Annotated in this window: 26 protein-coding genes and 1 pseudogene; 17 read left to right on the top strand and 10 right to left on the bottom strand. The window is 68.0% G+C overall.

The features are described 5' to 3' along the window. Nucleotides 1–43: 43 nt before the first annotated feature. A complete protein-coding gene (gene ponA2 / locus AU193_RS01985; protein ID WP_064420679.1) occupies nt 44–2,509 on the bottom strand; it encodes a transglycosylase/D,D-transpeptidase PonA2 in 2,466 nt (821 codons plus the stop codon). Between the two features lie 296 nt (nt 2,510–2,805). Between ponA2 and AU193_RS01980 the strand changes: the two genes are divergently transcribed. Continuing rightward, nucleotides 2,806–3,162 carry a WhiB family transcriptional regulator gene (locus AU193_RS01980; RefSeq protein WP_064420678.1) on the top strand — a complete coding sequence of 119 codons (357 nt, stop codon included), beginning with the start codon at nt 2,806–2,808 and terminating at the stop codon, nt 3,160–3,162. Nucleotides 3,163–3,183: 21 nt separating this feature from the next. Here the strand turns inward: AU193_RS01980 and AU193_RS01975 are convergent, their stop codons facing one another. Next, nucleotides 3,184–4,308 (bottom strand): ArsA family ATPase, encoded by a 1,125-nt coding sequence (locus AU193_RS01975; protein WP_064420677.1) that lies wholly within the window; start codon nt 4,306–4,308, stop codon nt 3,184–3,186. 31 nt (nt 4,309–4,339) lie between these two features. After that, nucleotides 4,340–5,359 (bottom strand): ArsA-related P-loop ATPase, encoded by a 1,020-nt coding sequence (locus tag AU193_RS01970; protein ID WP_064420676.1) that lies wholly within the window; start codon nt 5,357–5,359, stop codon nt 4,340–4,342. A 104-nt stretch (nt 5,360–5,463) separates the two neighbouring features. On the opposite strand from AU193_RS01970, the gene AU193_RS23010 reads away from it, so the two are divergent. The 3 genes from AU193_RS23010 to AU193_RS01960 are packed head-to-tail and all read left to right on the top strand — an operon-like array spanning nt 5,464 to nt 6,850. Next, complete coding sequence (locus AU193_RS23010) at nt 5,464–5,625, top strand: DUF4177 domain-containing protein (protein ID WP_156425081.1); 162 nt, start codon at nt 5,464–5,466, stop codon at nt 5,623–5,625. Continuing rightward, the gene (locus AU193_RS01965; protein WP_064420675.1) at nt 5,622–6,077 is read left to right on the top strand and encodes a RidA family protein; all 456 of its coding nucleotides are present in this window, start codon (nt 5,622–5,624) and stop codon (nt 6,075–6,077) included. Before AU193_RS23010 ends, AU193_RS01965 begins: the two co-directional genes overlap by 4 nt. Further along, on the top strand, nt 6,074–6,850 hold the full coding sequence (locus AU193_RS01960) for an MBL fold metallo-hydrolase (RefSeq protein WP_064420674.1): 777 nt from the start codon (nt 6,074–6,076) through the stop codon (nt 6,848–6,850). The genes AU193_RS01965 and AU193_RS01960 overlap by 4 nt, the downstream gene beginning before the upstream one ends. A gap of 58 nt (nt 6,851–6,908) precedes the next feature. Here AU193_RS01960 and crp read toward each other — a convergent pair whose 3' ends face one another. Both crp and AU193_RS01950 read right to left on the bottom strand, forming a co-directional pair. Further along, a complete protein-coding gene (crp, locus tag AU193_RS01955) occupies nt 6,909–7,583 on the bottom strand; it encodes a cAMP-activated global transcriptional regulator CRP (RefSeq protein WP_064347819.1) in 675 nt (224 codons plus the stop codon). 88 nt (nt 7,584–7,671) lie between these two features. Beyond that, on the bottom strand, nt 7,672–7,965 hold the full coding sequence (locus AU193_RS01950) for a hypothetical protein (protein WP_064420814.1): 294 nt from the start codon (nt 7,963–7,965) through the stop codon (nt 7,672–7,674). Between the two features lie 246 nt (nt 7,966–8,211). Between AU193_RS01950 and nth the strand changes: the two genes are divergently transcribed. Genes nth through marP form a run of 4 tightly spaced genes read left to right on the top strand, consistent with a single transcriptional unit; the run spans nt 8,212 to nt 11,527 of the window. Continuing rightward, nucleotides 8,212–8,892: an endonuclease III gene (gene nth, locus AU193_RS01945; protein WP_172798196.1), complete on the top strand. Its 681-nt coding sequence runs from the start codon at nt 8,212–8,214 to the stop codon at nt 8,890–8,892. 18 nt (nt 8,893–8,910) lie between these two features. After that, nucleotides 8,911–9,570 (top strand): TlpA disulfide reductase family protein, encoded by a 660-nt coding sequence (locus AU193_RS01940; RefSeq protein ID WP_064420673.1) that lies wholly within the window; start codon nt 8,911–8,913, stop codon nt 9,568–9,570. Then, nucleotides 9,567–10,343 (top strand): CoA pyrophosphatase, encoded by a 777-nt coding sequence (locus AU193_RS01935; RefSeq protein WP_064420672.1) that lies wholly within the window; start codon nt 9,567–9,569, stop codon nt 10,341–10,343. Before AU193_RS01940 ends, AU193_RS01935 begins: the two co-directional genes overlap by 4 nt. Then, a complete protein-coding gene (gene marP / locus AU193_RS01930) occupies nt 10,340–11,527 on the top strand; it encodes an acid resistance serine protease MarP (protein WP_064420671.1) in 1,188 nt (395 codons plus the stop codon). The genes AU193_RS01935 and marP overlap by 4 nt, the downstream gene beginning before the upstream one ends. On the opposite strand, the gene AU193_RS01925 is transcribed toward marP, so the two are convergent. Together AU193_RS01925 and AU193_RS01920 are read right to left on the bottom strand one after the other, a co-directional pair. After that, nucleotides 11,524–12,465, bottom strand: coding sequence for an alpha/beta fold hydrolase (locus AU193_RS01925; protein ID WP_064420670.1), 942 nt, complete (start codon nt 12,463–12,465; stop codon nt 11,524–11,526). The two genes, marP and AU193_RS01925, sit on opposite strands and share 4 nt — an antisense overlap. Beyond that, nucleotides 12,466–12,975 carry a phage holin family protein gene (locus AU193_RS01920; RefSeq protein ID WP_064420812.1) on the bottom strand — a complete coding sequence of 170 codons (510 nt, stop codon included), beginning with the start codon at nt 12,973–12,975 and terminating at the stop codon, nt 12,466–12,468. It lies immediately after the preceding gene. 216 nt (nt 12,976–13,191) lie between these two features. Between AU193_RS01920 and AU193_RS01915 the strand changes: the two genes are divergently transcribed. Beyond that, entirely contained in the window at nt 13,192–13,830 is a 639-nt protein-coding gene (locus AU193_RS01915) for a S1 family peptidase (protein ID WP_064420811.1), read from the top strand. Nucleotides 13,831–13,848: 18 nt separating this feature from the next. On the opposite strand, the gene acs is transcribed toward AU193_RS01915, so the two are convergent. Further along, nucleotides 13,849–15,816: an acetate--CoA ligase gene (acs, locus tag AU193_RS01910; protein ID WP_064420669.1), complete on the bottom strand. Its 1,968-nt coding sequence runs from the start codon at nt 15,814–15,816 to the stop codon at nt 13,849–13,851. Nucleotides 15,817–15,927: 111 nt separating this feature from the next. On the opposite strand from acs, the gene AU193_RS01905 reads away from it, so the two are divergent. After that, a complete protein-coding gene (locus AU193_RS01905) occupies nt 15,928–16,686 on the top strand; it encodes a hypothetical protein (protein WP_064420668.1) in 759 nt (252 codons plus the stop codon). A gap of 486 nt (nt 16,687–17,172) precedes the next feature. On the opposite strand, the gene AU193_RS01900 is transcribed toward AU193_RS01905, so the two are convergent. Continuing rightward, complete coding sequence (locus AU193_RS01900) at nt 17,173–18,030, bottom strand: HAD-IB family hydrolase (RefSeq protein ID WP_064420667.1); 858 nt, start codon at nt 18,028–18,030, stop codon at nt 17,173–17,175. A gap of 414 nt (nt 18,031–18,444) precedes the next feature. On the opposite strand from AU193_RS01900, the gene ssd reads away from it, so the two are divergent. From ssd to AU193_RS01865, 7 genes and pseudogenes are all read left to right on the top strand, one after another. Further along, complete coding sequence (ssd, locus tag AU193_RS01895) at nt 18,445–19,506, top strand: septum site-determining protein Ssd (RefSeq protein ID WP_305728592.1); 1,062 nt, start codon at nt 18,445–18,447, stop codon at nt 19,504–19,506. Then, nucleotides 19,503–20,669, top strand: a complete 1,167-nt coding sequence (locus AU193_RS01890) for a TadA family conjugal transfer-associated ATPase (protein ID WP_064420665.1) — start codon at nt 19,503–19,505, stop codon at nt 20,667–20,669. Before ssd ends, AU193_RS01890 begins: the two co-directional genes overlap by 4 nt. Beyond that, a complete protein-coding gene (locus AU193_RS01885; protein ID WP_064420664.1) occupies nt 20,666–21,442 on the top strand; it encodes a type II secretion system F family protein in 777 nt (258 codons plus the stop codon). The genes AU193_RS01890 and AU193_RS01885 overlap by 4 nt, the downstream gene beginning before the upstream one ends. Continuing rightward, a complete protein-coding gene (locus tag AU193_RS01880; RefSeq protein WP_064420663.1) occupies nt 21,439–22,011 on the top strand; it encodes a type II secretion system F family protein in 573 nt (190 codons plus the stop codon). The genes AU193_RS01885 and AU193_RS01880 overlap by 4 nt, the downstream gene beginning before the upstream one ends. 26 nt (nt 22,012–22,037) lie before the next feature. Beyond that, nucleotides 22,038–22,241, top strand: coding sequence for a DUF4244 domain-containing protein (locus AU193_RS01875; RefSeq protein WP_064420662.1), 204 nt, complete (start codon nt 22,038–22,040; stop codon nt 22,239–22,241). Between the two features lie 41 nt (nt 22,242–22,282). Continuing rightward, nucleotides 22,283–22,564 (top strand): TadE family type IV pilus minor pilin, encoded by a 282-nt coding sequence (locus AU193_RS01870; RefSeq protein ID WP_082682793.1) that lies wholly within the window; start codon nt 22,283–22,285, stop codon nt 22,562–22,564. A 10-nt stretch (nt 22,565–22,574) separates the two neighbouring features. Next, nucleotides 22,575–22,907, top strand: a pseudogene (locus tag AU193_RS01865) (Rv3654c family TadE-like protein); the annotation flags it as partial. Here the strand turns inward: AU193_RS01865 and AU193_RS01860 are convergent. Continuing rightward, complete coding sequence (locus tag AU193_RS01860; RefSeq protein ID WP_064420661.1) at nt 22,904–23,929, bottom strand: PAS domain-containing protein; 1,026 nt, start codon at nt 23,927–23,929, stop codon at nt 22,904–22,906. The pseudogene AU193_RS01865 and the gene AU193_RS01860 overlap by 4 nt on opposite strands. Nucleotides 23,930–24,009 lie beyond the last annotated feature (80 nt).

The raw sequence follows: 24,009 nt of genomic DNA, 5'->3' as shown, positions 1-24,009 counted from the left end.
CTGAGCGCCCTCGACCGGCCGGGCGTGGGCAACCGCACATCGGTCACGGTGGAGGCGGCGCCGGTGGAGGGGGTCCCAGCACCGGCACAGTGATCGGCGGCAGACCGGGAATCTCCACCACCGTCTGTCCGACCGGCGCGGGCAGGCCCGGTATTCCGCCGGTCGGAGGCGGGGGCGGCGGCGGGGCGGGCGGGATGCCGTTGGAGACCTGGATCGTGATGATCGATCCGGGCACGGTCTGGCCGGCCGGCACCGTGCCGACGACGGAGCCGCGTGACGCATTGCTGTTCACCGACGACGCCTGGTCGGCGACCTGGAAGCCGGAGTCGCGCAACCGCTGGCGGGCGGCGCTCTCCGTCAGGCCCGAAACGCTGGGCACCCGCGAGCCGGGGCCGCCCTCGACGTAGCGCGGATCCGTGGGCGGCAGCCGGACCTCGCCGAAGTTGTTGGCGATCGGCTTCATCGCGGCGAACCACGTCCTGGCCGGTTCGTTACCGCCGTACAAATCGCCGTATCCGCATTTGCGCAGCGGGAACGAACACAGTTCGCCGGGCGCGGTGGAGTCGTCGTAGATGTAGTTCCCGGCGGCAAGCGTGTTGGTGAACCCCAGGAAGGCCGACGAGCGGTGGGCCTCGGTGGTACCGGTCTTACCCGCCATCGGCAGGTCCCAGCCGACCGAACCCGCCGCTGCCGCCGCGGTGCCCGCGCCCTGATCGTCCTTGCTCATGGCGGTGGCCAGCGTATTCGCCAGGCCTTCGGGCACGACCTGCTCGCAGGCCTCGGTGGTCACCGAGACCTCCTCGCCGTGACGGTCGATGACCTGGGCGATCGGATTCGGCGGGCACCACACACCGCCGGAGGCCAGCGTCGCTCCGACATTGGAGAATTCGAGTGCGTTCACCTCGATCGGACCCAGCACGAACGAGCCGAGGTTCTGCCGTTTTATGAAATCGGCCAGGCTCTCGTTGCTGGCCGGGTCGTAGTCGCGCGCGGTGCCCGGCAGCGCGTAGGAGCGCAGCCCCAGCCGGACCGCCATGTCGACGCTGCGCTGCACACCGACCTGCGAGATCAGCTTGGCGAAGGCCGTGTTCGGCGAGGTCGCCAACGCGTCGGTGATGTTCATGGCGCCGCGGTAGCCGCCCGCGTTCTTCACACACCAGGTCGCGGCCGGACAACCGGGGGTGTCGCTGCTGCCGAGGCCCTTGGCCTGAAACTGCGCCGGCACGTCGAGCTGGGCGTTGATGCCCATTCCCATCTCCATCGCCGCCGCGACGGTGAACAGCTTGAACGTCGACCCCGCGCCGTCACCGACCAGCGAGAACGGCTGGGGCTGCATGGTCTCACCGGCATCGAGGTTCAGCCCGTAGGTGCGGCTGCTGGCCATCGCCAACACCGGATGCGATTCTTTACCGGGCCTGACCACGCTCATCACGCTGGCGACACCGTCGAGATTTGGGCTGGCGAACTGGTTGACCGCCGCCTTCACCGGTCCCTGGACGTCGGGGTCGAGGGTGGTCCTGATCAGGTATCCGCCCCGGGCGACCTGTTCCTTGCTGAGGCCCGCACGCGCCAGGTACTCGAGGGCGTAGTCGCAGAAGAACGCCCGGTCGCCGGCGGCGATGCACCCTCGTGGCAGTTCCTTGGGCTGCGGGAGGACACCCAGTGGCGTCTCCTTGGCGGCCCGCAACGCCTCTTCCTCTTCGGGGATGTTCTGGATCATGGTGTCCAGCACCAGGTTTCGTCGGGCCAGCGCACCCTCGGGGTTGGTGTAGGGGTTCAGCGTGCTGGTCGACTGGACCATGCCGGCCAGAAGGGCCGACTGCTGCCAGTTCAGGTCTATGGCGTTGACGCCGAAGTACGTCTGCGCCGCGTCCTGCACACCGAAGGCGCCGTTGCCGAACGACACCAGGTTCAGATAGCGGGTGAGGATCTCGGACTTGGTGAACGTCTTGTCCAGCGTCAGCGCCATCCGGATTTCGCGCAGCTTGCGGGCGGGGGTGGTCTCGACGGCGGCCCGCTTCTCGGCGTCGGTCTGGGCAATCACCAGCAATTGGTAGTTCTTGACGTACTGCTGCTCGATCGTCGAACCGCCGCGGGTGTCCAGATTGCCGGACAGGTAACCGGACAGGCCGGTCAACGTGCCCTGCCAATCGACGCCGTTGTGTTCGGCGAACCGTTTGTCCTCGATCGAGACGATCGCCAGCTTCATCGTGTTGGCGATCTGGTCGCTGGGCACCTCGAAGCGGCGCTGGTTGTAGAGCCAGGCGATCACATTGCCCTTGGCGTCGACCATCGTCGACACCTGCGGCACCTCACCCTCGACCAGCTGCGCCGAACCGTTGGCAACCACATCAGAGGCCCGGTTGGAGACCAGACCGAATCCACCGACGACCGGAAACATCAACGCCGCGGTGATCACGCTGGCCAGCAGAACGCACCAGGCGAGCTTGATCACCGTCGCCATCCGCGGAGGCGGGGTCGTCGGTGGACTCGGCGGGCTGTCCGGCATGACCTACAGACTAACGACGCCGCAAAACGCGGGCTCGGCACGGGCGATCACCGGAGCGCAAAAACCCGCCGGAGCGGCGCGGACGTCAATAAAGGCGTCTGACGGCACGGTCGTCCCAAAAAAGTGAGGGCGTACATATTGCGCAAGACGGCTTTGACCATCTAATTTGGTCGGACAGTGCGATACAGGTCACACTGACCCCTCGCAATGTGACGTAGACCGCATCAGCGTTCTACTACCAGGGATCGCGCCGTACCGGTGTTGACCGGGGGGCGGTTGGAACGGAGGGAACTCTGGTGTCAGCTACTAGGCCCGCGGCGCGCGGCACCGCGATGACGTCGTCGGCTCACACTGTCGTCCACGGCGCCGAAGCCGAAGCCCGCATCGCCTGGGTGTCCCAGGCCCGATGCCGCCAAGCCGATCCTGATGAGCTGTTCGTCCGGGGGGCCGCACAGCGCAAAGCCGCAGTCATCTGCCGACATTGTCCGGTGATCCTCGAGTGCGGCGCCGATGCGCTAGACAACCGGGTGGAGTTCGGCGTATGGGGTGGAATGACCGAACGGCAACGCCGCGCTCTGCTCAAACAACATCCCGAGGTCGTCTCCTGGGCGGAGTTCTTCAACGCCCAGCGCAAGCACCGCAACGCGGTCTGATCCGCACCGGCGCCTACGCCGTTACGCCGTATCGCCGGTGATCTGATCGGCGATCGCCCGCAGCGCCTCCAGATCCGAGACGTCGAACGGCAGCGAGGGCACGCCCACGATCGCCACGTGCGGGTTGGCCCCGGTGAAGCGGGACAACAACCGGATCTCACGTTTGGCGGTCATGGCCCGGTCGGCGTGAATTCTGAGCACCGCGGCCGTCAGTGACTCCGCATCGCTCTTCTCGATGGTCTCGGCGGCCTCCTCGGCCTTTTCGGCGTGGAGATCGCACAGCATCGGATGGGTGCGGTTGAGGATCAACCCGGCCAGCGGCATGTGCTCCTCGGAGAGCCGGTCGACGAAGAAGGAGGCCTCGCGAAGAGCGTCCGGCTCGGCCGCCGAAACCACCACGAACTGCGTCCCGCGCCGCTTGAGCAGTTCATAGGTGCGGTCGGCCTTCTCGCGGAAGCCACCGAACGTCGAGTCGAGGGACTGCACGAAAGACGCTGCGTCCGAGAGCATTTGCGATCCAAGCACCGTCGAGAGCGCCTTCATCGCCAGCCCCATCGCGCCCGTCACCAGCCGACCGATTCCCCGGCCGGGCCCCAGTAGCAACTTCCAGAGCCTGCTGTCCATGAAGCCGCCCAATCGCTTCGGCGCATCCAGGAAGTCCAACGCGTTGCGTGACGGTGGTGTGTCGACGACGACCAGGTCCCACCGGTCCTCGGCCAGCAGCTGGCCGAGCTTCTCCATAGCCATGTACTCCTGAGTGCCCGCCAGTGAGGTGGCCACCGTCTGATAGAACTGGTTGTCCAGAATCTCTTGTGCCCGTTGCGTTCCCGAGTACTGAATGACCATCTCGTCGAACGTGCGGCGCATGTCGAGCATCATCGCGTGCAGTTCGCCCGGCACCTCGGGGGCGAGCGGAACCCGCTGCGGGGTATTGCCGAGCGTCTTGATGCCCAGCGATTGGGCCAGCCGTTTGGCCGGGTCGATGGTCAACACCACGACGGTCCTGCCGTATTCCGCCGCGCGAAGTGCCATCGCCGCCGCGGTGGTGGTCTTGCCGACGCCTCCGGCACCGCAGCAGACCACGACGCGGTTCGACGTGTCCTCGAGGATCGAGCCCATGTCGAGGGCCGGTGGAGTGGCACTCATCGATTACCGCCCTTCTTCGCGCCGGCACTCATCAGCGCACCCCCTGGCGTTCGAGTTCTTCGGCGAGCTCGTACAGGCTGCCGAGGTCGACACCGTCGGCGATCTGCGGCAACTGCAGGCGCGCCACTTCCAGCGCGTCGAGCTGTTCGGCGCTGTCGGCGCGCGCCCTGATCCGAGTCGCGTGCTGGATCGCCTCGGTCAACAGCCCGGCGAAGTCGCTGTCCGACAACGCGATTCCGGCTTCGGCCAGCCCGGCTCGCACGGCGTCGGCGTCGATGTCTCCCTCGGCCGCCTTGTCCAAGGCAGCGGCGGGAAGATAGGCCGGGATGTTGCGGTTGACGATGACGCTGCCGATCGGCAGATCGAGTTCCCGCAACTCGTCGATCGCCTCCAGCGTCTCCTGGATGGGCAGCGCCTCCAGGAGCGTGACCAGATGGATGGCGGTCATGTCGGAGTGCAGCACCTTGACCACGCTTTCGGCCTGCCCGTGCACCGGGCCTCCCTTGGCAAGGTCCGACACCGCCTTGGTGACGTCGAGGAACCGCGCGATGCGACCCGTCGGCGGGGAGTCGACCACGACCGCGTCGTAGATGGGCTGCTTACCCTTCTCGCCGCGGGTCACGATCTCGCGGATCTTGCCGGTCAGCAGCACGTCGCGCAGGCCGGGCGCGATCGTCGTCGCGAACTCGACGGCCCCGATCCGCCGCATCGCCCGCCCGGCCAGGCCCAGGTTGTAGAACATCTCGAGGTATTCCAGGAACGCGGCCTCGGTGTCGATGGCCAACGCGTTGACCTGACCGCCGCCCTCGGCAGTCGCGATCTTGACCTCCTGGTAAGGCAGTGGTGGCACGTCGAACAGCTGCGCAATGCCTTGCCGCCCTTCGACTTCCACCAACAGGACCTTGCGGCCTCCCGCCGCCAACGCCAATGCCAGCGAGGCGGCGATCGTGGATTTGCCGGTGCCACCCTTGCCGGTGACGAAGTGCAGTCGGGCCTTGCTCAGCCGGGAGGGCCAGCCGACGGATCTACCGTCATGGGTAGTGGAAGCCACTCGTGCATGCTAGCCAACGGGGTTTCGCGCTCGGCCAGGTTCGCGGCGCGGTAACGGTCCGGAGATAAGCTCGGGCGCATGAGCGAAGAAACCAGGTGGGCGGCATGAGCGAAGCGAGAAAATGGGAATACGCCACCGTCCCACTGCTGACCCACGCCACCAAGCAGATCCTCGACCAGTGGGGCGAGGACGGCTGGGAGTTGGTGTCGGTGCTGCCGGGTCCCACGGGTGAACAGCACGTCGCTTATCTCAAGCGTCCGAGGTGACGGTCTCCGCGCGGCTGGCGGAGCTGGGTATCGAGCTGCCCCCATTGGTGGCGCCGTTGGCGGCCTACGTGCCTGCGGTGCGCACCGGCAACCTCGTCTACACCGCGGGCCAACTGCCGATCCGCGACGGCGAACTGGTGCTCACCGGCAAGGTCGGCGGCTGGGTCACCCCCGAACAGGCGCATGGGCTGGCCCGGTTGTGCGCGCTCAACGCGCTGGCCGCAGTGCACTCGCTGGTCGGCGTCGACTCGGTCACCCGCGTGGTCAAAGTGGTCGGGTTCGTCGCGTCCGCGCCTGGATTCCACGGTCAGCCCGGTGTGGTCAACGGCGCGTCGGAACTGTTCGGCGAGGTGTTCGGGGAGGCCGGCGCGCACGCCCGCTCCGCGGTCGGGGTGTCCGAGTTGCCCAGGGACGCCCCGGTCGAGATCGAAGTGATCGTGGAGGTCGCGTGACGCCGGAGCATCCGGCGTACGGGCGGCTGCGTCCGGTCACCGACACGGCTTCCGTGCTGCTGTGCGACAACCCCGGATTGCTGACACTGGACGGCACGAACACCTGGGTGCTGCGCGGTGCCGGCAGCGACGAGATGGTCGTCGTCGACCCCGGACCCGACGACGACGAGCACATCGGGCGGATCGCCGAGCTCGGCACCGTTGCGCTGGTGCTGATCAGCCACAAACACGAGGACCACACTGGCGCCATCGACAAGATCGTCGACCGCACGGGTGCGGTGGTTCGTGCTGTGGGCAGCGGATTCCTGCGCGGCCTCGGCGGACCGCTCACCGACGGTGAGGTCATCGATGCCGCCGGGCTGCGCATCGGCGTGATGGCCACGCCGGGGCACACCGCCGACTCGGTGTCGTTCCTGCTCGACGATGCGGTGCTGACGGCCGACACCGTGCTCGGTCGCGGGACGACCGTCATCGACAAGGAGGACGGCAGCCTCGCCGACTATCTGGAGTCGCTGCGGCGGCTGCACGGCCTCGGGCCACGCAGCGTGTTGCCCGGACATGGGCCCGATCTCGAGGATCTCGAAGCCGTGAGCGACATGTACCTGGCGCACCGCGAGGAGCGGCTCGACCAGGTGCGCGCGGCGCTGCGGGTGCTCGGCGAGGACGCCACGGTCCGACAGGTCGTCGAGCACGTCTACACCGACGTCGACGAGAAGCTGTGGGACTACGCGGAATGGAGCGTTCAAGCGCAGCTCGACTACCTGCGCGCGTGATCTGTGGAGTCCTACCGGCGCTCTCACCGCCGCTGCGGCTCCACAAATCGCTACCGGGCTACCGTGCTCGGCGGGCCAGCCGCTCCGAGTCGGAGATCAGAACGCTCTTGCCTTCCAAGCGAATCCAGCCGCGATGGGCGAAGTCGGCGAGCGCCTTGTTGACGGTCTCCCGCGACGCGCCGACGAGCTGGGCGATCTCTTCCTGGGTGAGGTCGTGGGTCACCCGCAGCGCGCCGCCCTCCTGGGTGCCGAACCGCTGCGCGAGTTGGAGCAGCTGCTTGGCCACCCGGCCGGGAACGTCGGTGAAGATCAAATCGGCGAGGTTGTTGTTGGTGCGGCGCAACCGACGGGCCAGCACCCGCAGCAGCTGCTCGGCGATCTCGGGCCGATCGGCGATCCACGCCCGCAACGCGTCGCGGTCCATCGACACCGCGCGAACCTCGGTGATGGTGGTGGCGCTCGAGGTCCGCGGACCGGGGTCGAAGATCGACAGTTCACCGAACATGTCCGACGGGCCCATGATCGTGAGCAGATTCTCGCGGCCGTCCGGTGAGCGGCGCCCGATCTTGACCTTGCCCGAAATGATGATGTAGAGCCGATCGCCGGGCTCACCCTCGGCGAACACGGTGTGTCCACGGGGGAAGTCGACTGGCTGCAATTGCTTTGTCAGCGCGGTGACGGCGCTGGGTTCGACCCCCTGGAAGATTCCGGCCCGCGCCAGGATCTCGTCCACGTTGCCCCTCTTAAGCTGTTAGGTGAAGCCGACCTCTATCGGTAAGCGAGATAAGTCTAGAGGTACCCGATTCCGTGACCAGCCCACGCTACACACGATCGGCATGTCGGGTCTGCTGAAATTCCGGATTCATCCCGTGCTGCGGATATCGCCGTACCGGCAAATCCGCGTCGCGAAAACGCGCCGTCAATCCGCTGGTGATCGGGTGTGCGACGGGTTGCCGTCGGTGCATACCGTCCAGCGCGCGACTCATTCTGTCGCGCGCCAGCGTGTCGACATCCAACGGCTCGGGTTGCTCGAAGAACTGCGCCACATCGGTGGCTGAGACCGTGTCGCGGTGCAGGCCGGCCTCCAGACGCTGCAGCCCGAGCGTGGCAGCCATCAGCAACCCCGGAATCAGGCCAACGAGCAACCACGACACAAGGTGGAAGTAAACACGCCCAAAGTCTCAGCGGGATCACGAATCGTCACCGGTCGGCAGCAGTTCGCGATGGCTTTGTCCGAGCGTCTCAGTACGCTGGCATTCGTGACCTTAGGTGAGGCGTGGGCAAAGAAGGCCGGCACGCACAAGCGCGCCCGGAATCGGGACGGCGAGACGCGGATTGGTCTGGTCCGTCGTGCGCGGCGCATGAATCGCACGCTGGCACAGGCATTTCCGCACGTGTATTGCGAGCTGGACTTCACCAACCCGCTCGAGCTCACTGTTGCGACCATCCTGTCGGCGCAGAGCACCGACAAGCGGGTCAACCTGACGACACCGGTGTTGTTCAAGAAATATCGCACCGCCCTGGACTATGCGCAGGCCGACCGCACCGAGTTGGAGGAGCTCATTCGGCCCACCGGGTTCTACCGCAACAAGGCCAATTCGCTCATCAGGCTGGGCCAAGAACTCGTCGAACGGTTCGACGGCGAGGTACCGGCGACCATGGAGGAGCTGGTCGGCCTGCCGGGCGTCGGACGCAAGACGGCCAACGTCATCCTCGGTAACGCGTTCGGGGTTCCCGGCATCACGGTCGACACCCATTTCGGCCGGCTGGTCCGCCGCTGGCGGTGGACCGACGAAGAGGATCCGGTCAAGGTCGAGCACGCGGTCGGCGAGCTCATCGAGCGCAGTGAGTGGACCGACCTCAGTCACCGGGTGATCTTTCACGGCCGCCGCGTCTGCCACGCGCGCAAGCCGGCGTGTGGGGTTTGCGTGCTGGCCAACGACTGTCCCTCGTACGGCACGGGACCGACCGATCCCTTGACCGCCGCGGCGCTGGTCAAGGGGCCCGAGACCGAGCATCTGCTGGCCCTGGCCGGTCTGTAACCGACCACCCGATCGACCGTGCGTACCTCGACCCGTTGGACCGTCGTGGTGGTCGTGATCCTCGTGGCGCTCGGGTGGGCGCTGTGGGTGCAGCTGGACCGCGACCTCGACTCCGCCGGAACACCGTCACAGCACAGCGCGCGCGACCGCCGCGCCGCCGACACCGCCGAAGCGCTGGCTGGCCCGCGGGCCGAGGCGGACCTGCCGCCGTGTCCCGCACCGCGGTCCGGAGCGGGCCCGCCGCTTCTGCGCGGGATCACGCTGGAGTGTGCAGGCGACGGGGCCATGGTCGACGTGGCAGAGGCAGTCGCAGGCCGCGTGGTGGTGCTCAACCTGTGGGCGTACTGGTGTGCGCCGTGCGCCGCCGAACTCCCGGCGATGGCCGAATATCAGCGGCGCATGGGTTCGGCCGTGACCGTGCTGACCGTGCACCAGGACGAGAACGAGACGGCGGCGCTGCTGCGGCTGGCCGAACTGGGGGTGCGGCTGCCCACTCTGCAGGACGGCAGGCGGCTGATCGCCGCTGCGCTGCGGGTACCGAACGTCATGCCCGCAACCGTGGTGTTGCGCGCGGACGGTAGCGTTGCGGATGTCCTGCCGCGCTCTTTCACCAGCGCCGATGAGATCGCCGCAGCGGTGGGGCCGCAGGTCGGCGCGAGGACGGGAGAGCCACGGTGAGCTGGGTCAGCGATGGCAGCGGTCTGACGCCCGATGCCGCCCCAGCCTGGCTCAAACCATTGCTCGACAACGCCGGCAACATCAAACGGGCCTACCGCAGACGGGTACCGCCCGAGCTGCTCGCCATGGTCACCAGCGAGGGGAAACCAGCGCAGGCCGACGCGCGCGAGGCGGCGGTACTGGTGTTGTTCTCCGGGCCCGCCGACTCCCCGACCGGCGGCGTTCCCGACGACGCCGACCTGTTGGTCACGGTGCGCGCGGGCACTCTGCGTCACCACGCAGGTCAGGCCGCGTTTCCCGGTGGCGCTGTCGAGCCCGGCGACCACAGCCCGGTGCAGACGGCGCTGCGCGAGGCCAATGAGGAGACCGGTATCGACAGCGGGCGGTTACATCCGCTCACGACAATGGAGCGGTTGTTCATCCCTCCGTCGGGGTTTCACGTCGTACCGGTGCTCGCCTACTCGCCGGACCCCGGCCCGGTGCGCGTCGTCGACGAGGCCGAGACCGCCCATGTCGCCCGGGTTCCGGTACGCGCGTTCGTCAACCCCGAGAACCGAATCATGGTGTACCGCAGCGCAAACACGCGGCGGTACGCGGGTCCGGCCTTCCTTCTCAACGAGATGCTGGTGTGGGGTTTCACCGGCCAGGTGATCTCGGCGATGCTCGACGTCGCCGGATGGGCCCAGCCGTGGGACACCGACGACGTGCGCGAACTGGAGGACGCAATGGCGCTCGTCGGCCGCGGCGCCGGTTACGGTGATGCACAACCATGACATCGTCACAGTGGGTGGACCTCCTTGTCCTCGGCATCGCCTTCGTAGCCGGCATTTCGGGCTGGCGCTCGGGCGCGCTGGGGTCGATGCTGTCGTTTCTCGGGGTGGTTCTCGGCGCCGTCGCCGGCGTGCTGCTGGCACCTCATCTGGTCGCCCACATCGAGGGGCCGCGCACCAAGCTGTTCGTGACGCTGTTCCTGATCCTGGCGTTGGTCGTCGTCGGAGAGATCGCGGGCGTGGTGCTCGGCCGGGCGGTGCGCAGCGCCATCCGCAACCGTCCCCTGCGCGCGGTCGACTCGCTGGTCGGTGTCGCCATACAGATCGTGGCCGTCCTGGTGGCGGCGTGGATGCTGACGTACCCGCTGCAGTCGTCGGACCAGCCGAACCTGGCCGCGGCCGTGCGTGGCTCACAGGTGCTCAAGGAGGTCAACGACCTGGCGCCGGCATGGCTGCGCGAGGTGCCGACGCGGCTTTCGGCATTGTTGGACACCTCGGGTCTGCCGGATGTGCTGCAGCCTTTCGGGCGCACCCCGATCGTCGCTGTCGATGCGCCGGACGCCGCCCTGGCCGCAGACCCCGTCGTGGCGTCGGCCCGCCCCAGTGTCGTCAAGATCCGCGGCGTCGCTCCGGGTTGCCAGAAGGTGCTCGAAGGGACCGGTTTCGTCGCGGCCAGCAATCGCGTGATCTCGAACGCGCACGTGGTCGCCGGATCGGAGAGCGTCACCGTCGAGGCCGACGGGCAGACCTACGACGCCTTCGTCGTGTCCTACGACCCGCAAGCCGACATCTCGATTCTTAACGTGCCCGACCTGCCTTCGGCCCCACTGTCGTTCGCCGACACCCCGGCCACCACCGGTACCGACGCCGTGGTGATGGGGTATCCCGGCGGCGGGAACTTCGTCGCCACCCCGGCGCGCGTCCGCGAGATCATCGAGCTGAGCGGTCCCGACATCTATCGCACAACCACCGTCGAGCGCGAGGTCTACACCGTCAGGGGCACTGTGCGCCAAGGTAATTCCGGTGGGCCGATGATCGACCGGGAGGGTCGGGTGCTGGGCGTGGTGTTCGGTGCCGCAGTCGATGACGCCGACACCGGCTTCGTCCTGACCGCCGACGAGGTGTCGCACCAGCGCGCCAGACTCAACAACACCGAACCCGTGTCGACCGGAGCCTGCGTCGCCTAGCCGTATACCTGCCTGACGAAGCGCGACAACTGGTCGTTGACCGTGTCCGGTGCCTCCTCGTGACCGAAATGCCCTGCGCCGTCGACGGACACGTATCTGCCGTGCGGCGCGTAACGCTGAGTGCGGTACACCGGATCGGCCAGCACATACGGGTCGGCGTCACCCCGCATGTGCAGGACCGGAACGTTGATCGGCCGCTTCATCGAGCGCATGAACCGCCGGCCTTCAGCGCGTAGCTGGCTGCGTACCGCCCACCGCTGGTACTCGAGTGCCGAGTGTGCGGCGCCTGGAATCTGAATGGCGCGCCGCATGTGCGCGATGGTCTCGGAGAAGTCTTCTGTGGCAAGCCATTTGTCACCCGCACGGCTGCGCACGACGCGTTCCAGTGCTGCGCCGTCGTTGCGGGTCAATGTCCGTTCGGGCCACATCGGCACCTGGTAGCGCAGCATCCATGGCAGCAGCGCACGGCCCTGGTCGCGGCGCCGCAGCGCTGAGGCGCGCAGTGCCGCTGGATGCGGTGAGCTGACCACCGCGACGGCCCGGACCGCACGAGGATGCAGCACGGCGGTCGCCCAGCACACCAGTCCGCCGTCGGCATGCCCGACCAGCGTCGCGCTCGTATGGCCCAGCGCGCGCACCAGACCGGCCGTGTCACCGGCCAACGTCCAGCCGTCATAGCCCCGCGGCGGTTTGTCGCTGGCGCCGTAACCGCGAAGATCGACGGCGACCACGCGGGCACCGGTCAAGCCGCGCAGTTGGTGGCGCCAGGACCACCAGAACGACCCGAACCCGTGCAGCAGGATCACCAGCGGCCGCTCGGTGCCCGCCGTGGCGTCGCTCTGCGCTTCGACCACATGGAAGCGAATTCCGTTGGCGTGCACCTCGAGATGGCGCCATGGCCCGTCGATGCGGACGACCGACGGAGCGGGTGGTGGCACTTACCAGCCCGACGGGTCGGCAGTCGCCGCGGGCTTTCCGTCGCCCGAGGTGATCTCCTTGGTCTTGTCGTGGCCCGGAGTCAGCGCCTCCGGGATCTCCTTGACCGATTCGATCGTCTTCTGCGGGCCGCGGATGCGCCGCACCTTGAGGTAACCGAGGAAGGCGAGGATGGCGGTGACCACGACCATCAGGCCGAACACGATGAGATACGCCGCCCACTTCACCAGCCACAGGTCGAGCAGCTCACCGAGGAAGAAAAAGAAGAAGAAGGTCGAGTAGAACAGCACGACCAGCGCGAGGATGAAGAAGACGCTGCCGGTGAGACCCTTCTTGACGTCGCGGGTGATCTCGGCCTTGGCCAACTCGACCTCGGCGCGCACCAACGTGGACACCTGTGCGGTCGCATTCTTGACCAGGTCACCGATCGACGGGTCGGCTTTGGGCGCGTGCGGGTCGACCAGCGGTATCGAAGTGACGGTGGTCGGCGCGCCAGTCCTTCGATCGCTCACGACGGTTCCTTCCGCATAGGCCCGATGGTGTCGGTTGCGACTCATGTTGCCATGTGGCGTGCGCTCAAACGATCCCGGCCGACGATAGACTGGCTGGATCAGTGGCAGGGCAGGTCGGGACGCGTCGATAGGGGAAACGTTCACGTGAAGACCAGCGGCCTCCTGCTGTGCCGCCTGGCCGCGACCGTCGTCGTCGCGGCGGCAGCCCTCGTCGCGATGTCCGCCGCGGTGCACGCTCAGGGGCTGGTCCCGCTGGGGGGCGGCTCGGGCCTGGTCGTCAACGGCGAAACCCTGTGCACGCTCACCGCGATCGGCAACGACAACCGGGGACGGCTGGTGGGCTTTACCTCCGCACACTGCGGCGGGCCCGGCGCGAAGGTCGGCGCCGAGGGCGCGGACGGCGCAGAGGTGCTCGGCACCATGGTGGCCGGTAACGACGCCCTCGACTACGCGGTCATCGAGTTCGATCCGCAGAAGGTGCGCCCCGTCAACAACGTCGGGGGGTTTCAGATCGACGGCCTGGGCCCCGATCCGGTCGCCGGTGACATCGCCTGCAAACTCGGCCGCACGACCGGATACTCCTGCGGTGTGACGTGGGGGCCGGGCGAGGAGCCGGGCACCATCGTCAACCAGGTGTGCGGTCAGCCCGGCGATTCGGGCGCGCCCGTCACCGTCGACAACCGGCTGGTCGGCATGATCCACGGCGCGTTCTCCGAGGAGCTGCCGACGTGCGTCATCAAGTACATTCCGCTGCACACGCCCGCGGTGACGATGTCGTTTAACACGCAGTTGGCCGACATCACGGCCAAGAACCGGCCGGGGACGGGCTTCGTCCCGGTGGGCTCGGCAGCCTGATCCTGCGCAGGTGCTCGCTCAGCTCTCGGCCTTGCTGGCGCGGATCGCCTCGAACACGTCGGGATCCACCAGCGTCGACGTGTCGCCGAGTTCTCGGCCTTCCGCCACGTCCCGCAGCAGCCGGCGCATGATCTTGCCGCTGCGCGTCTTGGGCAGTTCGGGCACAACGTGAATCTCTCTGGGGCGAGCGATCTTTCCGATCTCCTTGGCGACCTGTGCTGACAGTTCCTGCACCATGTCGTCGCTGTCCTTGGCGTGAGCCTCGAGGATGACGAACGCACAGATGCCCTGGCCGGTGGTCTCGTCGCTGGCCCCGACGACCGCCGCCTCGGCGACGTGCGAGTGCCCGACCAACGCCGACTCGACCTCGGCGGTCGAAATGCGGTGTCCGGAAACGTTCATCACGTCATCGATGCGGCCGAGCACCCAGATGTCGCCGTCGGCGTCGACCCTGGCCCCGTCGCCGGCGAAGTACCAACCCTGCTTCTCGAACCGCTTCCAGTAGGTTTCCTTGAACCGCTCCGGGTCCTTCCAGATACCGCGCAGCATCGCCGGCCACGGTTGGTCGAGGACGAGGTAGCCGGTGACATGCTCGGTGCCTTCGGCCTCGGGCGCCAGATCATTGCCCTCGTCGTCGACGATCTTGGCCGTGATGCCCGGCAGTGGCGCCATCGCCGCGCCCGGCTTGGCCGCCGTCACGCCGGGCAGCGGGGAGATCATGATCGCGCCGGTCTCCGTCTGCCACCAGGTGTCGACCACGGGCGTGCGGTCGCCGCCGACCACGTGGCGGTACCACCGCCAGGCCTCCGGGTTGATCGGCTCGCCGACCGACCCCAACAAACGCAAGCTGGACAGGTCGTGGGCGTCGGGGATCTCACGGCCCCACTTCATGAAGGTGCGGATCAGCGTCGGGGCCGTGTAATAGATTGTCACACCGTACTTCTCGATGATCTCGAAGTGGCGGTGCTCGCTCGGGGAGTTGGGAGTGCCCTCGTAGACCACTTGTGTGCACCCGTTGGACAGTGGGCCGAACACGATGTAGCTGTGCCCGGTGACCCACCCGATGTCGGCGGTGCACCAGTACACGTCGGTTTCCGGCTTGGCGTCGAACACGTAGTAGTGCGTGTAGGACGACTGGGTGAGAAAGCCGCCGGAGGTGTGCACGATGCCCTTGGGCTTGCCCGTGGTGCCCGAGGTGTACAGCAGGAACAGCGGATGCTCGGAATCGAACGCCTTGGGGGTGTGGTCGGTGGAGGCGTCCTCGACGATCTCGTGCCACCACACGTCGCGGCCCTCGGTCCACGGAACGTCGACGCCGGTGCGCGCCACCACCAGCACGTGCTCGACGGATGACTGCCCCTTCACCGCTTCGTCGACGCCCGTTTTCAACGGCACCGCCTGACCGCGGCGGTACTGGCCGTCGGTGGTGATGACCAACTTGGCCTCGGCATCCTCGATGCGGGCCGCCAGCGCCGACGATGAGAATCCGGCGAAGACCACGCTGTGCAACACGCCTAGACGCGCGCACGCCAGCATCGCGATGATCGCCTCGGGGATCATCGGCATGTAGATGGCGGCCCGGTCGCCGGTACGCAGCCCGAGTGCGGTCAGCGCGTTGGCGGCCTTGCAGACTTCGTCCTTGAGCTGGGCGTAGGTCATCGCGTGCGAGTCACCGACCGGTTCGCCCTCCCAGTACAGGGCCACCCGGTCGCCGTTGCCCGCCTCGACGTGGCGGTCCACGCAGTTGTAAGCCACGTTGAGCTTGCCACCGACGAACCACTTGGCGAACGGAGCGTCCGACCAGTCGAGCACCTCGGTGAACGGTGTCTCCCACGAAAGCCGGCGGGCCTGTTCGGCCCAGAACCCGAGCCGGTCGCGCTCGGCCTCTCGATAGAGCTCCGCGGTTGCGTTGGCTTGCGCCGCGAACTCGGGCGAGGGGGGATAGACGGACTGGACTTCGGTGTCATTCGCCGCTGCGTCGGTCATAACTGTGAGGGTAGCCACCCTGTCGACGAAACACATTGGGATGTCACGGTTGGCGTCACTGCGCCGACGACGTGCTTTCGCCGCGCGCCCGGTCGGCTACCGTGTGCTGCCGTGACCGGTGGCTTCGCGAAGGACCCGTTGGCGCCGCTGGCTGAACTGCCCGGCGTGGCGGAGGCCGCCGAGGAGGCCCGCGAAGCGCTGGGCCGCGCCCACCGGCACCGGACCAACCTTCGCGGTTGGCCCAAGAGCGCCGCGGAAGCCGCGCTGCGGGCCGCCCGGGCGTCGTCGGTGTTGGACGGCGGTGCGCTTGCGCTATCCGACGACGGCACCCCGGACCCCGTGCTGGCCGGGGCCCTGCGGGTGTCCGAAGCGGTCGAGGGTGGGGCGACGACACTGGTCGGCGTGTGGCAGCGCGCTCCGCTGCAGGCCATCGCCCGACTGCACGCGCTGGCGGCCGCCGATATCGCCGAAGACGAACGGTTGGGTCGTCCCCGCCGGGAAGCGGATGTGGGCACGCGGCTGACCCTGCTGGCCGACATCGTCACGGGGGGTACCCGGGTTTCCGCGCCGGTGCTCGCGGCCGTCGTGCACGGCGAACTCCTCACGCTCGCACCGTTCGGCGCCGCCGACGGCGTGGTGGCGCGGGCCGCGTCGCGGTTGGTGACGATCACCACCGGACTGGATCCCCACGGGCTCGGCGTGCCGGAGGTGCATTGGATGCGCCGGTCCGGGGACTACAACACCGCGGCGCGGGGCTTCTCGTCGGGAACGCCCGACGGACTGACCGCGTGGATCCTGTTGTGCTGTCAGGCATTGCACTCGGGCGCCCGCGAGGCGCTGTCGATCGCGCAGGACGCAGCGTCGTCCTGAGGCGTCGTCCTGAGGGGCCGTACTGAGGGGCCGTACTGAGGGGCCCGTACGGAGGGGCCGTACTGAGGCGGCCGTCACACTCCCGCCATGCGAAGCGGGCGACGCTCCGAACGTGGTTCGGCTCGCCGCCCGCTAGCACGGACACCGGTTACCAAGCGTGCTCGTGTGGGTTGCGTGGGTGGCCTCGGCGTCTTGTCGATGCGCTTCGACTGCAACCCCACCCAAAGGGCCGCTGTAGCCGTCCGCTTTTCTCAAATACGCAGGCCCGCAACACTTTTGCCTATTCCGCGGCATGTGCTCCGCGTGGGTGCCGGGTTCCGTGCCGGGGAGCCTGAAGCGGGAGATTCGAGCCTTCTCTTCCGACTCGATCTTGGCCTCTCCAAGCTTCCGTGATTCCTTTGTACCCCGTGACCGCGGTCACATCAAGGCCCAAAATCGGCGCTACTCCGGATCGTTACGCGGACCCGGCGGCGAGCGAAGAGTCGGCTAGAACGCGAAGCGCCGCAACAGCGAATAGGTCAGCGCGCCGGCGGCCAGGGCGCTGATGCCGACCGCCGCGGTGGTTGCCATGGCGGCGCCCGACGGGGCCGGGATCCGGTCTCGCAACGAGACCGGTTTGGAGAAGTTGAGCACGGACCAACCGCGGGCTGCGGCTTCTTTGCGCAAGGCGCGGTCGGGATTCACCACGCTGGGATGCCCGACGGCTTCGAGCATCGGTAGGTCGGTGATCGAGTCGGAGTAGGCATAGGAGTGCTCGAGCGCATAGCCCTCGCGCGCGGCCAGCTCCCGGATTGCGGCCACCTTGCCCTCGCCGTAGCAGTAGAAGGCGATCTCTCCGGTGTATTTGCCATCCTCGACGACCATCCGGGTGGCCATCGCGTGTGTGGCGCCCAGCGCCCGCGCGATCGGCGCGACGATCTCCTCCCCGGACGCCGACACCATGACCACGTCGCGGCCACACAGTTTGTGGTCGGCGATCAGCTCCGCCGCCTCCGCGAATACCAGCGGGGCGACGACGTCATGCAGTGTTTCGCCCACGATCGACTTGACCTGTTCGACATCCCACCCGGCGCACATGTTCGTGACGTACGCCCGCATGCGGTCCATCTGGTCGTGGTCGGCGCCCGACATGAGAAACAGGAATTGGGCGTACGTCGACTTCAGCACCGCCCGGCGATTCATGAGTCCCTGCTCGAAAAAAGGTTTGCTGAAAGCCAGAGTGCTGCTTTTGGCGATCACCGTCTTATCGAGATCGAAGAAGGCGGCGGTTCGGACCGGACCGGCCGTCGCGGCGCCCGTCGCGGAAGCGTACGGCGCCTTGGCGTCCGGACTAGGTGCGCTCACAGCGCCAGCATAGGGGCCCGCGTGACATTCACCGGGAGAGTGTACAAAGTGGCAGGTTATGACACGTGTCGGAGATACGACACTTCCGTGAATCGGGCGGCTTTCCTTGGCGCGCAGCACTTGCGCCTGGGCCGACTGGCGTGTGTATAGTGAGCGTTACCCGGCTTATGTCGGGTGTGTATCAGCCCGACCCCCCGGGGCTGATACACGACGACCTCCGCCTCCTCCCCCCCTGGCGGGGGTCGTCCCTTTTTGTGGACCTTTCGCATTCCGGATATGTGTGGCCGTTCCCGGTGGTTGCGGAACGGCGTTTTCGTTTACGCATCTGCCCGTATTTCGTCCACAAGTTCGCGTTGATCCACAGATCGAATGTCTTCGGTGGCGCCGCCGCACGCCCAGCCACAGGGTAAGAGGGTGGCTTCGTCAAGTGGATACCTCGCGCTGATCGCCGACCCCGCGCTGCGGCAGGACGTGGACCGGGTGTGTGCGGCGGCGGGGGTACCGGTCGTCCACGTGTCGGAGCCCTCCAGCCGCAAGGTCTGGACCGAGGCGGCCGCCGTCGTGCTCGACATCACCGGCGCCAGGCGCTGCGTGACCCGTGCCCTGCCGCGTCGTCCGCGCGTCGTCCTGGTGGGACGCGCCGAACCCCGCGAAGCGGATTGGCAGGCGGCCATCGAGGTCGGCGCGCAGCGAGTTCTCACCCTGCCGAAGCAGGACGACGAGCTGATGGCGGAGTTGGCCGAGGCTGCTGAGGTGTTGCAGGAGGAGGGCGGTCGCGGTGCGGTGGCGGCCGTCATCGCCGGCCGTGGCGGCGCGGGCGCATCGGTCTTCGCCACCGCGCTGGCGTTGACCGCTCCCGAGTCGCTGTTGATCGACGTCGACCCGTGGAGTGGCGGCATCGACCTTGTCGTGGGCGGCGAAGCCGAATCCGGGCTGCGCTGGCCGGATCTGCGGCTGCAGGGCGGACGGCTGAGCTACCCGGCCTTGCGTGACGCGCTGCCGCGCGTAGGAGACGTCAGCGTGCTGTCCGGCAGCCGTCCTGGGTCCGACGTCGATCCCGTGCCGCTCGGTGCCGTGATCGACGCGGGCAGTCGCGGCGGCGTGACCGTCGTATGCGACGTCCCGAGGCGGTCGACGCCGGCCGCCGAGACCGCGCTGGCCTCTGCGGATCTGGCGGTAGTCCTGACACCCGCCGACGTGCGGTCCTGCGCCGCGGCGGACACGGTCGCCCGGTGGGTCTCTACGCTCAATCCGAATTCGGGTGTGGTGGTGCGCGGTCCCGCACCGGGCGGCCTGCGATCGGCGGAGGTCGCCGAGATCGTCGGGCTGCCGCTGCTGGCGGGGATGCGTCCGCAACCAGGTGTGGCAGTCACCCTCGAGCGGGGCGGACTGCGCATCGGCCGGCGGTCACCGCTCGGGCGCGCGGCGGGCAAGGTGTTGGCGATTCTGCAGCAGCATCCGGCGGTCACCGCATGAGTGATTCGTTGATCGACCGGGTCCGTGAGCGGCTCGCGGCCGAATCGGCACCCCTTCGGCCGACGGTGGTCGCCGCGGCGATACGTGCCGAGTCGGGCGGTGTGCTCGGCGACAGCGAAGTGCTCAGCGGTCTGCGGCTGCTGGAGACCGAGTTGACCGGCGCGGGCGTGCTCGAACCGTTGCTGTCGGCCGACAGCACCACCGATGTCCTGGTCACCGCGCCCGACGCGGTCTGGGTGGATGACGGTAACGGGTTGCGCCGCAGCGGGATCCGTTTTCCCGATGAGAACTCGGTGCGCAGGCTCGCGCAGCGGTTGGCGCTAGTCGCAGGACGTCGCCTCGATGAGGCGCAGCCATGGGTGGATGGGCAGTTGACCGGGCTGGGCACCGGCCAGTTCACGGTGCGCCTACACGCGGTCCTGCCGCCGATCGCTTCGGCGGGGACGTGTCTGTCGCTGCGGGTGCTGCGGCCCGCCACACATGACCTGGCGTCGCTGGCCGCCGCCGGTGCGATCGACCCGGCCGCGGCAACGCTGCTCGACGGCATCGTGGGCGCACGGCTCGCGTTTCTGATCTCGGGAGGCACCGGAGCCGGAAAGACCACTCTGTTGGCCGCCCTGCTCGGCGCGGTTAGCCCGAGCGAACGCATCGTCTGCGTGGAGGACGCCTCGGAACTCGCTCCAACCCATCCGCACCTGGTGAAGCTGGTGGCTCGCTGCGCCAACGTCGAAGGCGCGGGCGAGGTGACCGTGCGGGACCTGGTCAGGCAGGCGTTGCGGATGAGACCCGACCGCATCGTCGTCGGCGAGGTTCGCGGCGCCGAGGTGGTCGATCTACTCGGCGCGCTCAACACCGGCCATGAGGGCGGCGCCGGAACCGTGCACGCCAACAGTCCGGCAGAGGTGCCCGCTCGCCTCGAAGCGCTGGCCGCGCTCGGGGGTCTCGACCGGGCCGCGTTGCACAGCCAACTCGGCGCGGCTGTGCAGGTGGTGATTCATGTCGACCGAGACCGGGCGGGGAGGCGCCGGCTCAGTGAGATCGCGGTGTTGACGGCCGGCGCCGACGGCCGGGTCCGTGCCTTGACGGCGTGGCGTCTCGGGCACGGCTTTGGCTGCGGCGCTCAGCGACTGAGCGATCTCATCCGCGAGCGGGGCGGGTCGTGAGCGCCGCCGCGTTGGCTTTGGCGCTGGCGCTTCTGACCGCCCCCGGTCCGCGGCGGCGGTACACACCGACGCCCCGCAGACGCCGCCGTGCGTGGCGCGTCCCGCTGGCACTGTGGCTGAGCGTCGCCCTCGTCGTCCTGATCGTCGTTGCTCCGCTCGGGGTCGTGGTGGCGGCGGTGGTCGCTGCGGTCACCGTCGAAGCCCGCAGCCGTCGCCGGCGCAGAGAGCGGGAGCGGGCGAAGGAAGCCGATGCGCTGGAGGGTGCGCTTGACGTCCTGGTCGGGGAACTGCGGATCGGCGTCCATGTGGTCGCGGCCTTCGACACGGCGGCCAACGAGGCTGAAGGCGCGGTCGCGGCATCACTGCGCACGGTGGCGGCCAGGGCGCGGATGGGAGGCGATGTCGCGGCCGGGTTGATGAGCGTGGCACGACGATCGGCGTTGCTCCCGTATTGGCAACGGCTCGCGGTATGTTGGTATCTGGCTCAGTCGCACGGCCTTGCCATCGCGACACTGATGCACACCGCGCAGCGGGATATCATTGCGCGAGAACGGTTCTCGACTCAGGTGAGCGCAGGAATGGCCGGCGCCCGGACCACCGCCACCGTGCTCGCCGCCCTGCCGTTGCTCGGCGTCGGGCTCGGCGAATTGATCGGTGCGCAACCACTGCGCTTCCTGTTTTCGACCGGCCAATGGCTCTTGGCCATCGGTGCCGGCCTGACGTGTCTGGGGTTGGTTTGGTCGGATCGGATCACCCGCCGGGTGGTCGGATGACTTTCGCCGCGCTGCTACTGGCGATCGCCGCGCTTCTCGGCGGCACCGATGGCCGAGAGCGCATCCGGGGTGCTCGCAGCCCGAATCGCGTATCACCCAGCGTGGTTCGGTCAGAAGACCCGTTGGCATTCGCGTCCGCGCTCGACGTTCTGGCGGCTTGCCTGCATTCGGGGATGGCGGTGGCCTGCGCCGCAGCCGCCGCGGCGCCGTCCGCGCCGCCGCGCGTAGCCCGGGTGTTGCTCCGTGCGGCGGATCTGCTTGCCCTGGGCGCCGACCCGTCGACCGCGTGGGCTACTGCACCCGACGGCGATCGCAGCGTCGACGCGCTGTTGCGGCTGGCACGCCGGTCGGCGTCCTCCGGAACCGCCCTCGCGCAAGGGGTCAGTGCACTGGCAGTCCGCTCACGTGACGACGCCGCGGACACCGCCCGAGCCGCGGCCGAACGCGCCTCCGTACTGATTGCGGGGCCGCTGGGGGTGTGCTACCTGCCGGCGTTCTTCTGCCTGGGCATCATCCCGGTCGTCGCCGGGCTGGCCGGAGACGTGCTGCGGTCCGGGATGTTGTGGTGAAGGATAACGATTGGGGAGAAAAAGTGATGATGGGCAACAGAATTCGGACGCTTTACGCACGGCTGACGATGCTGATCGTGGCCGACGACGGAATGTCGACCGTCGAGTATGCGATCGGTACGATCGCGGCTGCCGCGTTCGGCGCGATCCTCTACACGGTCGTCACGGGCGACTCGATCGTCAGCGCGCTGACCAACATCATCAGCCGCGCGCTCAACACCAACGTCTAGCCGGTGAGCGGGGCGGCGCCACCGTCGAGGCGGCGTTCGCGGTGGCGGCGCTGGTCGCCGTGCTCGTCCTGTGTCTGGCCGGCCTCACGGCGGTGTCGATGCACATCCGGTGTGTCGACGCCGCGCGCGAGGCCGCACGCCTGGCGGCCCGTGGCCACGACGGTGTTGCGGCGGCACGCGATCTCGCACCAGACGGAGCCACCGTGGTCACCCACCGCGACGGTCAGTTCGTCATCTCCACCGTCAGCGCGCAGTCGGCGATACTGCCCGGGTTCACCGTCGAGGCGCGAGCGGTGGCGGCGGTGGAACCGGGCTCGGCCTGACGAGGGTTCGGCCACGATCGTCGCCGCGGCGATGATCGCGATCGCGGTGACGATCGCCGTGGGTGCCGCTTACGTCGGTGTGGTGGTGACGGCGCGACATCGCGCCCAAGCGGCCGCTGACCTTGGCGCGTTGGCGGCTGCGCACCGGATCGCTATGGGCCCAGATGAAGCCTGCACGTGGGCGGCGGCGGTGGCTGATGCCATGCGAACCCACATGGCGCGGTGCGACGTAACCGGTCTGGATATCGTTGTCGCCGTGGAGGTCCCAGTGACGTTAGGCCGGTTCGGGGCGGGCGCCGCGCGTGCGGTGGCCCGCGCGGGCCCTGCCGATGTCAGCAACTAGGGTTCACGTCGGTCCGCTTGGGCGATCTCGGTGGCATGGGGACGGCGCAGCGTTGCGAGTGCGGCATACACGTCGTCGTCGAGTTCGACCCGGTTCACCGTCACATGCACCGGTTCCCACTCGTTGCCGCCGACACCGGTCATGCGCAGCACACCGGAGGCGATACCGGTGCCGAATTCGACGGCTAACCGCTCCATCTCGCCGCGGTCATCGGGATGCACAGCGTGCTCGCCGGCCAGGCTCACCCGCCAGTCGAAGAACGGCGCGGGATCGTCGAGCCACTTCAACAAGGTCCAGTTCGTCGGGTCCACCAGCGCGCGGTGCACACCAGGCTGGGCCAGCCCGTTGAGAATTCGCTGAGCCAGGCGATCCTGTCCGGTTACCTCTTCCTCCCGTTCGCTGCGCCAGTTCATCGCTCGGCACAACAGCCGGTCCGGGCCGTCATCGCCGGATTCCAGCACCGTCCGCGTCACGAAGCCGACACTGATCGCCTCGCCGCGGTGGTCGGTGACGTCCCAGGTACTGCAGAACGTGGTGCCCGGCTCGCGTTTGATCGCCATCGTCAACACCTGGGCTTCGCTGGGGTTGAGCTCCCGCATCGGCAAGTCATCGGCGAATGTGCGGTGCTGGGTCGGCTCCTGATGCGAGTCCCAGCCGCTGTTGGCCATGGATTCCGGTGTCGCCGTCGCGGTTCCGGTGTCGAGATCCCAGACCAGCGGCCCGGGCACGGGCCGCTCCGGAGGTTCCATGTCGGGCGGACCTATCCAGACGTGTACGCCGTGAATCCGGCCATCGGTCATCTGCACGACCTCGGTGCGGATGACACGGTCGTTCTTCGGGGTGATGCTGCTCAAGCCCTGTCTCCCGCGCACCGTTTCGCCGATCGCGGTCTGGACGGCCATGAGATGCGGATTACGCCGCAGAAAGGCACTGACCGGGATCAGGTTCTGGGTTCGACGGCCCTGCGCGACCACCACGGGTTCGCTGCCCAGCGTCTCCACGAGCAACCAGTCGTGGGTCATAGGTTTCTCCTATGTCAAGCCGCTGCCGGTTGGCAAGGCTCTTGTCGGTTGGTTTGGTCGGTGTGGAGATGGCCGAAGAC

It is taken from the genome of Mycobacterium sp. GA-1285, assembly GCF_001499905.1.
In the GTDB taxonomy this organism is placed as follows: Bacteria; Actinomycetota; Actinomycetes; order Mycobacteriales; family Mycobacteriaceae; genus Mycobacterium.
This window is presented reverse-complemented; position numbering and strand designations above follow the sequence as displayed.

Coding starts and splice junctions, on each gene's coding strand:
- marP (WP_064420671.1), top strand. CDS start 10,340: ATGACATCGTCACAGTGGGTGGACCTCCTTGTCCTCGGCATCGCCTTC.
- AU193_RS01950 (WP_064420814.1), bottom strand. CDS start 7,965: ATGGCTGCCACGCTCGGGCTGCAGCGTCTGGAGGCCGGCCTGCACCGC.
- AU193_RS01880 (WP_064420663.1), top strand. CDS start 21,439: ATGACTTTCGCCGCGCTGCTACTGGCGATCGCCGCGCTTCTCGGCGGC.
- acs (WP_064420669.1), bottom strand. CDS start 15,816: ATGACCGACGCAGCGGCGAATGACACCGAAGTCCAGTCCGTCTATCCC.
- ponA2 (WP_064420679.1), bottom strand. CDS start 2,509: ATGCCGGACAGCCCGCCGAGTCCACCGACGACCCCGCCTCCGCGGATG.
- nth (WP_172798196.1), top strand. CDS start 8,212: ATGAATCGCACGCTGGCACAGGCATTTCCGCACGTGTATTGCGAGCTG.
- AU193_RS23010 (WP_156425081.1), top strand. CDS start 5,464: ATGAGCGAAGCGAGAAAATGGGAATACGCCACCGTCCCACTGCTGACC.
- AU193_RS01915 (WP_064420811.1), top strand. CDS start 13,192: ATGTCCGCCGCGGTGCACGCTCAGGGGCTGGTCCCGCTGGGGGGCGGC.
- AU193_RS01860 (WP_064420661.1), bottom strand. CDS start 23,929: ATGACCCACGACTGGTTGCTCGTGGAGACGCTGGGCAGCGAACCCGTG.
- AU193_RS01890 (WP_064420665.1), top strand. CDS start 19,503: ATGAGTGATTCGTTGATCGACCGGGTCCGTGAGCGGCTCGCGGCCGAA.
- AU193_RS01975 (WP_064420677.1), bottom strand. CDS start 4,308: ATGAGTGCCACTCCACCGGCCCTCGACATGGGCTCGATCCTCGAGGAC.
- AU193_RS01875 (WP_064420662.1), top strand. CDS start 22,038: ATGATGGGCAACAGAATTCGGACGCTTTACGCACGGCTGACGATGCTG.